Origin of the sequence: Nocardioides sp. (genome assembly GCF_044226305.1) — a bacterium.
Taxonomy (GTDB): domain Bacteria; phylum Actinomycetota; class Actinomycetes; order Propionibacteriales; family Nocardioidaceae; genus Nocardioides.
The window spans coordinates 17,816-28,284 of sequence record NZ_JBGAHF010000030.1 but is presented as its reverse complement, the minus strand read 5'-3'; the positions used below and the strand labels follow the sequence as shown (position 1 = coordinate 28,284).

Below are 10,469 nucleotides of genomic sequence, written 5' to 3'. Positions count from 1 at the left end.
TCAGTGAACACCGGGGCCTCCTATGCCTGTGGATAGGTCGCGCAGGCCACTCCTGCCCGACAACCCACGTACATGCATGTGAGAGGCCCCGGCCTGCAACCCCCTCACACCGAGGCGGTCACGTCATACCGTCTGACCCGCTCGGCTGACCCGCTCGGCCGGCCGGCGGTCAGACGTTCGCGACCTGCGCGAGCTTGCTCGGCCGCACCGGCACGCAGTCACACCCGTCCCCGCACTCGAGGTAGGTGTGGAGGGCGTGCCCGCAGTGTGGGCACGGCATGTCGTGCGTCAGGTGCTCACCATTGGTCTGGACGGTGTCCCACATCGTTCTACCTCCTCTCGAGCCTCGGCGACGTGGCCCCCCACGGGCGATGCCGGCGCCGTTCCGAGACGCTGTCCCCTTCGAGGAGACCGGTCCTGGGCGGCGGATACATCCTCGTTCGAAGGTAAAGACGGAGCCGGGACGCGACCCGGCGTTTCGGGACAAACCCCGGAGAATGCCCCGTCCGGGTGGTGGCGGCATGGCCCGGAGGGGCCAGGGGTCCCGACCGGCCGGCTAATCACCGGACGGCAGGGCCGCCGTGTCCCATGCTGGTCCCGTGCGCGTCCGCCGGCTGCCCGTCCTCCTCGCGCTCGTGGTGGTGCTGCTGGCACCCGGCTGCTCGCGCGACGGGTGCCCGGGGACGGCGTACCGCCCGGACCTGTCGGTGTCCGGCGCGGAGACGCCGATCCGGGCGCTGGAGGTCTGGCTCGGGACGCACGAGGGGTTCGGCGAGCCGCCGGACGAGGGCTGGATCGTCGAGGACCCGGGGGAGGCGGACGCCGACCGGGTGGTCATCACCAACGACGACGGCGACGGCTGGTGGGTGGCGACCGTGCGCACCGACGAGGGGGGCTACGTCGTAAGCGAGGCCACCGACCACAGCGCCGGCTGCGAGGACGAGCTCTCGTGAGCGTCGCGCTCCTCCTCGGCGCCGCGGTGCTGGGCGCCCAGATCTCCGCCCAGGCGCCCGACGAGGTGCCCGTGGACGCGCGGATCCCCGTGCACGGCGAGGTGCGGACGGCGGACGAGCGGCGGGTCGTCCGGCTCCAGGAGCACTACCCGGACGGCTGGGCGACGGTGGCGACCGAGCGGGCGCGGCGGAGCGGCCGGTTCGCCTTCGACATCTCCTCCGGCCACCTGCTGACCACGCGCGAGCTGCGGGTCGTGGCCCCCCGTGCCGGGCGGCTGCCGGCGGCCCGTTCGGCGCCGCTCCGGGTCCGGGTCGTCGTGCCGCTGCCGGACCGTGCCGGTCGCTAGCATCGCTGGCGTGACGAGCACTCCCGGCCGCGACGAGCGCCTCCGGGACCTCGCGCGGCTGCGCCGGGTCCGGGACCGGATCGACCGGGAGTACGCCCGGCCGCTCGACGTCGAGGCACTGGCCCGCGGCGAGCACATGTCGGCCGGGCACCTGAGCCGGCAGTTCAAGGCGGCCTACGGCGAGTCGCCGTACGGCTACCTGATGACGCGGCGCATCGAGCGGGCGATGGCGCTGCTGCGGCGCGGCGACCTCAGCGTGACCGACGTGTGCTTCGCCGTGGGGTGCCAGTCGCTGGGCACGTTCAGCACGCGGTTCACCGAGCTGGTCGGCGTACCACCGAGCGTCTACCGTCGCGACGCAGCCCGCGACCTGGCCGGCGTGCCGTCGTGCGAGACCAGCAAGGTCGCCAGGCCGGTCAGGAATCGAGAAGCACCGACGGCCCCCGGGCGCCTAGGTTGACGGCCATGGACATCACCATCCACACCACGTTCCTGCCGCAGGACGACCCCGAGGCCGCGCTCGGCTTCTACCGCGACACGCTCGGCTTCGAGCTCCGCAACGACGTCGGCTACGAGGGCATGCGCTGGCTCACCGTGGGCCCGCCGGACCAGCCCGGCGTCAACATCGTGCTGCACCCGCCGGCCGCCGACCCCGGCGTCACCGACGAGGAGCGCCGGACCATCACGGAGATGATGGCCAAGGGCACCTACGCCAGCATCATGCTGGCGACCCGGGACCTCGACGCCACCTTCGACGAGCTCCAGGCCAGCGACGTCGAGGTCGTCCAGGAGCCCACCCGGCAACCGTGGGGGATGCGCGACTGCGCCGTCCGCGACCCCGCAGGCAACATGGTCCGGATCCAGGAGACCCCCTGAGCGCACCTGACGCCACCCACCACACCCACGACCCGGAGGACCGCCGATGAGCGCGCCGCTCGCGGACAGCCACGACCTCATCCGCGTGCACGGCGCGCGGGTCAACAACCTCAAGGACGTCAGCCTCGAGATCCCCAAGCGCCGGCTCACGGCGTTCACCGGGGTGTCCGGCTCGGGCAAGAGCTCCCTGGTCTTCGACACCATCGCCGCCGAGTCGCAGCGGATGATCAACGAGACCTACAGCGTCTTCGTGCAGGGCTTCATGCCGACGCTGGCCCGGCCCGAGGTCGACCACCTCGAGGGGCTGACCACGGCGATCATCGTCGACCAGGAACGGATGGGCGCCAACCCGCGCTCGACGGTCGGCACCGCGACCGACGCCAACGCGATGCTGCGCATCCTCTTCAGCCGGATCGGCGAGCCGCACATCGGCTCGCCGCAGGCCTTCTCCTTCAACGTCCCGACCCGGATCGCCAGCGGGATGATGAAGACCGACAAGGGCGCGGGCAAGACGCAGGTCGTCAAGCAGCAGGTCTACCAGGGCGGCATGTGCCCGCGCTGCGAGGGCATGGGCGCGCTCAACGACTTCGACCTCACCGCGATCTACGACGAGAGCCTGTCGTTGGCCGACGGTGCGCTGCTGGTGCCCGGCTACTCGATGGACGGCTGGTACGGGCGGATCTTCAGCGGTGCCGGCTTCGACATGGACAAGCCGATCGGGAAGTACACGCAGAAGGAGCTGAAGAAGCTCCTCCACGGCGAGCCCGAGAAGATCAAGGTCGACGGCGTGAACCTCACCTACGAGGGCGTCCTCACCAAGGTCCAGAAGTCGATGCTCTCCAAGGACGTCGAGGCGATGCAGCCGCACGTGCGGCGGTTCGTGGAGCGGGCGGTCACCTTCACGACCTGTCCCGACTGCGACGGCACCCGGCTCAGCGCCGAGGCGCGGTCGGTCACGGTCGGCGGCAGGAACATCGCCGAGCTGAGCAGCCTGCAGATCAGCGACCTGGCCACCTGGCTGCGGGGGGTCACCGAGCCCGCCGTGGCGCCGCTGGTGGCCGGGCTACAGCACCTGCTCGACGCGTTCGCCGAGATCGGGCTCGGCTACCTGTCCCTCGACCGGCCGGCCGGGACGCTGAGCGGGGGAGAGGCCCAGCGCACCAAGATGATCCGGCACCTCGGGTCCGCCCTCACCTCACCGACGTGACCTACGTCTTCGACGAGCCCACCATCGGGCTGCACCCGCACGACATCGAGCGGATGAACGAGCTGCTGCTGCGGCTGCGCGACAAGGGCAACACCGTCCTGGTCGTCGAGCACAAGCCCGAGACGATCGCCATCGCCGACCACGTCGTCGACCTCGGGCCGGGCGCCGGCAGCGCCGGCGGCGAGGTGGTCTTCGAGGGCACCTACGACCAGCTCCGCGCCAGCGACACCGTGACCGGCCGGCACCTCGAGGACCGGGCCCGTCTCAAGGAGACCGTGCGCGAGCCGTCCGGCCGGCTCGAGGTCCGCGGCGCCTCGACCCACAACCTCCGCGACGTCGACGTCGACGTCCCCACCGGCGTGCTGTGCGTCCTCACCGGCGTCGCCGGCTCCGGCAAGAGCTCGCTCGTGCAGGGCTCGATCGCCGGACGCGACGGCGTCGTCGTCATCGACCAGGGCGCGATCAAGGGCTCGCGCCGCAGCAACCCGGCGACGTACACCGGGTTGCTGGACCCGATCCGCAAGGCCTTCGCCAAGGCGAACGGCGTGAAGCCGTCCCTGTTCAGCGCCAACTCCGAGGGCGCCTGCCCGGCCTGCAACGGCGCCGGCGTGATCGTCACCGAGCTCGGCATCATGGCGACCGTCGAGTCGACGTGCGAGGAGTGCGAGGGGAAGGGCTTCCAGCCGGCCGCGCTGCAGCACCACCTCGGGGGCCGGAACATCAGTGAGGTGCTGTCGATGCCGGTCACCGAGGCCCGGGAGTTCTTCGGGCCCGATGGCCCCGGGAGCCTGCCGGCCGCCCGCAAGGTGATCGACCGGCTCGCGGACGTGGGCCTGGGTTATGTCAACCTGGGCCAGCCGCTCACCACGCTGTCCGGAGGGGAGCGCCAGCGCCTCAAGCTCGCCACCCAGATGGCCGAGCAGGGCGACGTCTACGTCCTCGACGAGCCCACCACCGGGCTGCACCTCGCCGACGTCGAGCAGCTGCTCGGCCTGCTGGACCGCCTGGTCGACTCCGGGAGGTCGGTCGTCGTCGTCGAGCACCACCAGGCCGTCATGGCGCACGCCGACTGGATCATCGACCTCGGACCCGGCGCCGGCCACGACGGCGGGACGGTCGTCTTCGAGGGAACGCCGGCGGACCTGGTCGCGTCCCGGGCCACGCTGACCGGCCAGCACCTCGCGGCGTACGTCTCCGGTTGAGTCGAGACTTCTGACCGTTGAGTCGCGACTTGTGACGGTCGAGTCGAGGGTTCTGACGAGGGCGTCGGTCGGAAGTCCCGACTCAACCGGCGGAGGTCTCGACTCGACCGGCGGAGGTCTCGACTCAACCGTCACTAGATCGCCGATAACTGACATTATGTCAACATACGAAGACGGATCCCCGCCCTGGAGCGCCCTCAGTCCTCCTCCACGTCCCTCTCTGCGCCGGCCTGCTCGGCGGCGATCTCCTCGGAGATCCGCTTGATGCGCTGCAGCCGGGCGTCCCAGGCGGAGCCGACGGACTCCAGCTGGGCCGCGGCGACGGCGAGCTGGGCGTCGTCGACGCGGTAGCGACGCTCGCGGCCCTCGAGCGTGCCGGTCACGAGACCGGCGCGGTCGAGGACGACGAGGTGCTTGGCGACCGCCTGCCGGGTGACCGGCAGCCGGGCGCTCAGCGAGGTGGCCGTGCCCTCGCCGGCCAGCAGCAGGTCCAGCATCCGCCGCCGCGTCGGGTCGCCGATCGCCGACCACAGCGCGTCGTCCACCGCGACGGTCACGCCCGCGCCCCCACCGACGCCGCGTACGCCGGCAGCCGGGGCAGGAAGTGGTCCCACCCGGCGACGTGGTCGGCGTGCTCGGCCGCGACCTTCGCCTCGTCCCAGCCGCGCTCGCGGAAACCGGTCTCGGTCATCCGCAGCAGCGTGCCCGCGCCCCGCGGCTCGAGCTCGAACACGACGAGCATCGAGTTGCCCGGCCCCGGCTCCTCGCCCTCGTCGTGGGTCCAGCGGAAGGAGAACATCCGCGGCGGCACGGCGTCGACGACCTGGAGCTGCGCCCAGGCCACCGTGCCGTCGCCCTGGCGGAACCCGATGCGCCCCGCTCCCCCGGGCTCCGCCGGGTAGTCCGCCTCGTCCGGCCACCACGCGCGCACGTGGGCCGGGTCGCTGACGACGTCGAAGACGACCTTCGGCGCCGCGTCGACGTGGATCTCCCGCTCGATGCTGTCGTGCTCCATCTGTCCTCCTGCAACTAGTGGTTGCGCATGACGCTAGCCCACGCCGGCTCGTCACGCAACCTTTTGTTGCAGATCGCTTGGGGCTGCTCACCCCCCGGTCGAGAACAGCGCCGCCAGGCTCGTGTCCCGCGCGTAGCCGTTGCCGTTCACCTGGAGCACCCGGTCGCCGTCGACGAAGGTCGGGGCGAAGTCGAACTCGTAGGCGTAGGAGCTGCGCTCCGGGAGCTGCCAGGTGCGCAGCGACCTCCCGGTCTCCAGGTCGAGCTCGCGGATCTCGTTGTCGAAGTCCATCGCGGTGTAGACGTAGGCGCTCGTCCGGTCCGGCGTCACCCCGAGGACCTTGATGCTCGGCGGCGAGGCGGAGCGCAGGCCGCCGGGCAGCTGCCACGTCCACAGCCGCTTGCCGGTGGCCATGTCGTAGCGGACGACCGAGGTGTAGCCCACCCGTGCCGGCACCTCGTACGGCGTGAGCACGGTGCCGTCCCCGACGACCAGGCTGAGGTCCGGGCCGTACTCCTGGGCGATGCCGGGGACGCCGTCACGGCCGCGCTCCAGGCCGTCGTACGGCGCCAGCACACCCGGCTGCTCGAGCTCGCCGCTCTCGGGGTCGATGGCGCGGACGCGGTAGGACCTCGTCCCGTGCTGCCGGGCCACGTCGACCACCAGGCCGGGGAGCACGTCGTCCTGCCCGAAGCTGTCGCGCACGTGACCCGCCCCGCCGACGAGGCGCGCGACCGACGTCTGGAAGACCAGCTCCAGCTGGTCGTCGTCGCCGAACCGGAACCCGATCACGTCGCCGCGGTCGGTGGGCTTGCCGAAGGTCTTCGGGTCGAAGCCGCCCTTCTGCGGCGGGATCATCCGCGCCACGAACACGTCGGTGCCGGGGATCACCTGGAACCGCGCGAGGTTCCAGCCGTCGTACTTGTCGTCGAGGATCACCGGGCTGCCCACGGTCGAGGAGTCGCCGGTGTCGTCGAGGCGACGCACCCGGTCCTCCTGGTCGACCCAGTAGGTGCTCTCCCCCAGCTGGAACATCCCGAGGTTGCTCGACAGCCGGAAGCCGGACGCCCGGGCCTCGCGGGTGAGCGAGCTGTAGGAGAGCGTGACGTCCCCGGTCCGCAGGTCGTAGACCGTGAACTCGCCGCAGAGGTCGCCGCCACCGTGGTTCGCGACGACGACCGAGGCGTCCGGGCTCGGCAGCGCGAGGCGGCAGACGGTGTCGCCGCCGGGCAGCGAGGACTCCATCCGCACGTGCCAGCGCGGGCGCCCGGTGTCCCGGTCGACCGCCCACAGGTTGCCCCGGGTGTCGCTGAAGACCGCGAGCTCGTCGGTGAACACGGCGCGCACCTCTGAGGTCGGGTACGCCGAGCGGTAGTCGGGCTTCGGCAGGACCCGCACCTCGGCCAACCGGCCCCCGTCGAGCGGCGCCACCACGTCGGCCCCGTCCACCAGGTCCGGGACCGGGGCCGTCGACGCGGACGGCGAGGCCCCGGCGTCCTGGCCTGCCGCGGTCCCCCTGCCGCCGGACCCGTCGTCGCCGCCGGAGCAGCCCGCCGCGCCCAGCCCCAGCACCGTCATCACCACCGCGGCCGCGGTCGCGGCGGCGCGTCGCCCGAGTCCCATCCGTCCCCCGTGTCGTCGTCCCACCGGCCGATCGCGGGCCGGTGCCGCCACCCTTCCCGTCGCGCCGCGGGTCCATGCCTCGCCGCTGGGAGGCGGCGTCTAGGCTCGGCGCGTGCCGCCCGACTCCCGCAGGAAGCACCGCCCCTGGTGGCAGGAGACGCTGCTGCTGCTCGTCATCGCCGTCGTCCTGGCCGTGGTCATCAAGACGTTCTTCGTGCAGGCCTTCTACATCCCCTCCCCCTCGATGGTCCCCGGGCTGGTGAAGAACGACCGGATCCTGGTCGAGAAGCCGTCGTACTGGTTCGGCGGCAGTCCGCAGCGCGGCGACGTGGTGGTGTTCGAGGACCCGGGCGGCTGGCTGAGCCCCGCCGAGGAGTCGGGACCGGGCAACCCGGTCGCCCGGCTGCTGACGCACGTCGGGCTCTACCCCACCGGCGGTCACCTGGTGAAGCGGGTGATCGGGGTCGCCGGTGACACGATCACCTGCTGCGACGACGAGGGGCGGATCTCGGTGAACGGCCAGCCGCTCGACGAGGACGACTACGTCAACCACGCCGGCACCGTGAAGTGTCGCGGCCCGATGGGGCCGGGCGCGTGCGACTGGACCGCCGGTCCGGTCCCAGCCGGGCACGTGTTCGTGATGGGCGACAACCGGACCAAGTCGGCCGACAGCAGCTACCACCTCTGCCGCACCGGCCAGACCCAGTGCGACGACGACGACGCCTACGTCGACACCGACCTCGTGGTCGGCCGGGTCTTCGCCGTCGTGTGGCCCCACGACCACTGGGACTGGCTGCACCGGCCCGCCACCTTCGACGACGTCCCCGACCCCAGCAGCTGACCTCGGCAGCTGACCTCGGCAGCTGATCCGGCAACAGGACCTGGGGCGCCCGAGCCGGCCACGGTAGTTGAAGGGTGGAGTACCGTCAGGCCATGGCTGACCGCGACCTCGACCGGATCGCCGCCGAGCGCGACCGGATCCGCTCGACGTACCTCTCCCCCACCGCCACCCGCCCGGCGTCCTCGGCGCGCGGCCTGCACCACGTCGCGATCGTGTGCGCCGACGTCGAGCGCACGGTGCGCTTCTATCAGGAGCTGCTCGGCTTCCCGCTGACCGAGATCGTCGAGAACCGCGACTACGCGGGGTCCAACCACTTCTTCTTCGACATCGGCAACGGCAACCTGATCGCCTTCTTCGACTTCCCCGGCCTCGACGTCGGGCCGTACGCCGAGGTGCTCGGCGGCCTGCACCACCTGGCGATCAGCGTGGAGCCCGAGCGCTGGGCCGGGCTGCGGGGACGGCTCGACGCCGCCGGCGTCGAGTACCTGCTCGAGAGCGGCACCTCGATCTACCTGCATGACCCCGACGGCACCCGGGTCGAGCTGATCTCCGACCCGCTCGGGTCGATGTACGGGCTCGAGGTCCTCTGAGCGCCTGCCGGGGCATACTCGGACGCATGACCTGGATCATCGCGGCGCTCGTGGTCGTCGCTCTCGGACTCCTCTACTGGCGCAGCAGCCGCAAGGGCCGCTGGGTCGACAGCGGGAAGCTCTACGACCGGCGGGTCCAGGACGCCCGCAAGACCAGCTCGCAGGACACGCCCGGCGGGTTCTGGTGAGCGACGGCGGCCTCAGCGGCCCGCGAGGTGCGGGACCGCGTGGTCGCACACGCGCTCGGTCCAGCCGACCGGGTCCTCGGTGGGCGGCATCAGCGTGATGAGCGAGATCCCGAGCGCGGCGTACTCCTCCATGTCGCGGACGAAGCCCTCCGGGTCGGTCGCCGGGTCGGGACCGTCGACGCCGTTGACCATCGTCTTCTCGATCTCGTCGTAGTCGCGCCCGACGTCGTCGCATTGCCGGCGCAGGACGTCGAGCTTGTGGCGGATGCCCTCGACGTCGCTGCGGAAGAGGTTGCACGCATCGGCGTACTGCGCCACCAGGCGGAGCGTCTTCCGCTCCCCGCCGCCGCCGATGAGGATCGGCGGCCGCGGCTGCTGCACCGGCGGCGGCACGCACACGGTCTCGGCGAGCTGGAAGTGCTTGCCCTCGAACGGGCCGTCGTCGTCGCTCCACATCTGCCGGACGACCTGCAGCGTCTCCTCGAGCCGCTCGAACCGCTCGCTCGTCGAGGGGAACGGCACGCCGAGGCCGGCGTGCTCGCGGTCGTACCACGCGGCGCCGATGCCGAGCACGGCCCGGCCCTGGGAGAGCACGTCGAGGGTGGTGGCGATCTTGGCCAGCAGCCCCGGCCAGCGGTACGTCGTGCCGGTGACCAGCAGGCCCAGCCGGACCTTCTCGGTCCGGCCGGCGAGGTAGCCGAGGGTCGTGTAGCCCTCGAGCATGGGCATCGGCGGGCCGCCGAGCGCCTCCATCTGGAAGTAGTGGTCCATCACCGTGAACATCGCCACGCCGCCCTCGTCGGCGACCCGCGCCGTCTCGGTGAGCCGGTCGCGGAGCCGGTGCTCCCAGTCGGGGTGGGTGAAGTTCGCGTAGTGGATGCCGATGCGCACGGCTCGAACCTACGCCCCGACCCACAGCCAGCGGGCGCCGACGAGCAGACAGCCGAGCGTCACGACCAGGAACGCCACGACCCAGACCATCCCGGGCAGCCGGGTCAGCCGGGCCAGGGTGTCGGCGTCGGAGTCGCGGACCCGCCCGCTGCGGCGTGCACCCTGGAGCTCGAGCACCGGCCGCGGAGCGGCGAGCAGCAGGAACCAGACGCCGGTGTACGCCGCCAGCGACTGCACCTCGTCGCTCCCCCACCACGACACCGCCACGACGGCGGCGCCGGCGACGAGGACGACGTACAGTCCGTAGAAGTTGCGGATCTGCAGCAGGAGCAGGGCGAGGAGCAGCACCGCCGCCCACAGCACGGCGAGCGCGTGCCGCTCGCGCAGGAGGGCGGCTCCGCCGAGGCCGAGCAGCGCCGGGCCGACGTACCCGGCGAAGGCGGTGACCACCATGCCCGGCCCGGTCGGCCGTCCCTTCGAGACCGTCAGCCCCGACGTGTCCGAGTGCAGCCGGATGCCGGCGAGCCGCCGTCCGCTCAGCAGCGCGGCGACGCCGTGCGCGGCCTCGTGGGCGATCGTCACGACGTGCCGCGCGACCTGCCACGCGCGCGGTACCGCGACCAGGGCCAGGGCGACCAGCGCGGTGAGCACGACGCTCCGCTCCCCCGGCGGTGGCTGGACGCCGGTCACGTCCTGCCAGATCGAGTCCCACACGCCGACCAGCCTGCCGGACGCG

13 protein-coding genes and 1 pseudogene are annotated in these 10,469 nt (G+C 72.1%); 8 read left to right on the top strand and 6 right to left on the bottom strand.

All coding sequences use genetic code 11. From position 1 onward, the window contains the following. Window positions 1-169: 169 nt before the first annotated feature. On the bottom strand, window positions 170-325 hold the full coding sequence (locus ACILQ5_RS20510; RefSeq protein WP_395659890.1) for a hypothetical protein: 156 nt from the start codon (window positions 323-325) through the stop codon (window positions 170-172). Window positions 326-599: 274 nt separating this feature from the next. Here ACILQ5_RS20510 and ACILQ5_RS20505 point away from each other — a divergent pair, with 274 nt between their 5' ends. The 5 genes and pseudogenes from ACILQ5_RS20505 to ACILQ5_RS20485 all read left to right on the top strand — a co-directional run bounded on the left by ACILQ5_RS20505 (window position 600) and on the right by ACILQ5_RS20485 (window position 4,585). Next, window positions 600-953: a hypothetical protein gene (locus ACILQ5_RS20505; protein WP_395659889.1), complete on the top strand. Its 354-nt coding sequence runs from the start codon at window positions 600-602 to the stop codon at window positions 951-953. Continuing rightward, window positions 950-1,300 (top strand): hypothetical protein, encoded by a 351-nt coding sequence (locus tag ACILQ5_RS20500; RefSeq protein ID WP_395659888.1) that lies wholly within the window; start codon window positions 950-952, stop codon window positions 1,298-1,300. The genes ACILQ5_RS20505 and ACILQ5_RS20500 overlap by 4 nt, the downstream gene beginning before the upstream one ends. Window positions 1,301-1,310: 10 nt before the next feature. Continuing rightward, window positions 1,311-1,760, top strand: coding sequence for a helix-turn-helix transcriptional regulator (locus tag ACILQ5_RS20495; protein ID WP_395659887.1), 450 nt, complete (start codon window positions 1,311-1,313; stop codon window positions 1,758-1,760). 5 nt (window positions 1,761-1,765) lie between these two features. Further along, the gene (locus ACILQ5_RS20490; protein ID WP_395659886.1) at window positions 1,766-2,176 is read left to right on the top strand and encodes a VOC family protein; all 411 of its coding nucleotides are present in this window, start codon (window positions 1,766-1,768) and stop codon (window positions 2,174-2,176) included. A gap of 46 nt (window positions 2,177-2,222) precedes the next feature. Beyond that, window positions 2,223-4,585: pseudogene (locus ACILQ5_RS20485) on the top strand (ATP-binding cassette domain-containing protein). Window positions 4,586-4,782: 197 nt separating this feature from the next. Here ACILQ5_RS20485 and ACILQ5_RS20480 read toward each other — a convergent pair. The 3 genes from ACILQ5_RS20480 to ACILQ5_RS20470 all read right to left on the bottom strand — a co-directional run bounded on the left by ACILQ5_RS20480 (window position 4,783) and on the right by ACILQ5_RS20470 (window position 7,223). Further along, on the bottom strand, window positions 4,783-5,142 hold the full coding sequence (locus tag ACILQ5_RS20480) for an ArsR/SmtB family transcription factor (protein ID WP_395659885.1): 360 nt from the start codon (window positions 5,140-5,142) through the stop codon (window positions 4,783-4,785). Next, window positions 5,139-5,600, bottom strand: coding sequence for an SRPBCC domain-containing protein (locus tag ACILQ5_RS20475; protein ID WP_395659884.1), 462 nt, complete (start codon window positions 5,598-5,600; stop codon window positions 5,139-5,141). The genes ACILQ5_RS20480 and ACILQ5_RS20475 overlap by 4 nt, the downstream gene beginning before the upstream one ends. An 87-nt stretch (window positions 5,601-5,687) precedes the next feature. Beyond that, window positions 5,688-7,223, bottom strand: coding sequence for a PQQ-binding-like beta-propeller repeat protein (locus ACILQ5_RS20470; RefSeq protein WP_395659883.1), 1,536 nt, complete (start codon window positions 7,221-7,223; stop codon window positions 5,688-5,690). Between the two features lie 112 nt (window positions 7,224-7,335). Between ACILQ5_RS20470 and lepB the strand changes: the two genes are divergently transcribed. From lepB to ACILQ5_RS20455, 3 genes are all read left to right on the top strand, one after another. Beyond that, entirely contained in the window at window positions 7,336-8,064 is a 729-nt protein-coding gene (lepB, locus tag ACILQ5_RS20465) for a signal peptidase I (RefSeq protein WP_395659882.1), read from the top strand. Between the two features lie 92 nt (window positions 8,065-8,156). Next, the gene (locus ACILQ5_RS20460) at window positions 8,157-8,654 is read left to right on the top strand and encodes a VOC family protein (RefSeq protein ID WP_395659881.1); all 498 of its coding nucleotides are present in this window, start codon (window positions 8,157-8,159) and stop codon (window positions 8,652-8,654) included. 26 nt (window positions 8,655-8,680) lie between these two features. After that, complete coding sequence (locus ACILQ5_RS20455) at window positions 8,681-8,842, top strand: hypothetical protein (protein WP_395659880.1); 162 nt, start codon at window positions 8,681-8,683, stop codon at window positions 8,840-8,842. 12 nt (window positions 8,843-8,854) lie between these two features. Here the strand turns inward: ACILQ5_RS20455 and ACILQ5_RS20450 are convergent, their stop codons facing one another. Then, the gene (locus tag ACILQ5_RS20450; protein ID WP_395659879.1) at window positions 8,855-9,733 is read right to left on the bottom strand and encodes an LLM class F420-dependent oxidoreductase; all 879 of its coding nucleotides are present in this window, start codon (window positions 9,731-9,733) and stop codon (window positions 8,855-8,857) included. A 9-nt stretch (window positions 9,734-9,742) separates the two neighbouring features. Beyond that, complete coding sequence (locus tag ACILQ5_RS20445; RefSeq protein WP_395659878.1) at window positions 9,743-10,447, bottom strand: M50 family metallopeptidase; 705 nt, start codon at window positions 10,445-10,447, stop codon at window positions 9,743-9,745. Between the last annotated feature and the right edge of the window lie 22 nt (window positions 10,448-10,469).

Coding starts and splice junctions, on each gene's coding strand:
- ACILQ5_RS20510 (WP_395659890.1), bottom strand. CDS start 325: ATGTGGGACACCGTCCAGACCAATGGTGAGCACCTGACGCACGACATG.
- ACILQ5_RS20490 (WP_395659886.1), top strand. CDS start 1,766: ATGGACATCACCATCCACACCACGTTCCTGCCGCAGGACGACCCCGAG.
- ACILQ5_RS20475 (WP_395659884.1), bottom strand. CDS start 5,600: ATGGAGCACGACAGCATCGAGCGGGAGATCCACGTCGACGCGGCGCCG.
- ACILQ5_RS20470 (WP_395659883.1), bottom strand. CDS start 7,223: ATGGGACTCGGGCGACGCGCCGCCGCGACCGCGGCCGCGGTGGTGATG.
- ACILQ5_RS20460 (WP_395659881.1), top strand. CDS start 8,157: ATGGCTGACCGCGACCTCGACCGGATCGCCGCCGAGCGCGACCGGATC.
- ACILQ5_RS20455 (WP_395659880.1), top strand. CDS start 8,681: ATGACCTGGATCATCGCGGCGCTCGTGGTCGTCGCTCTCGGACTCCTC.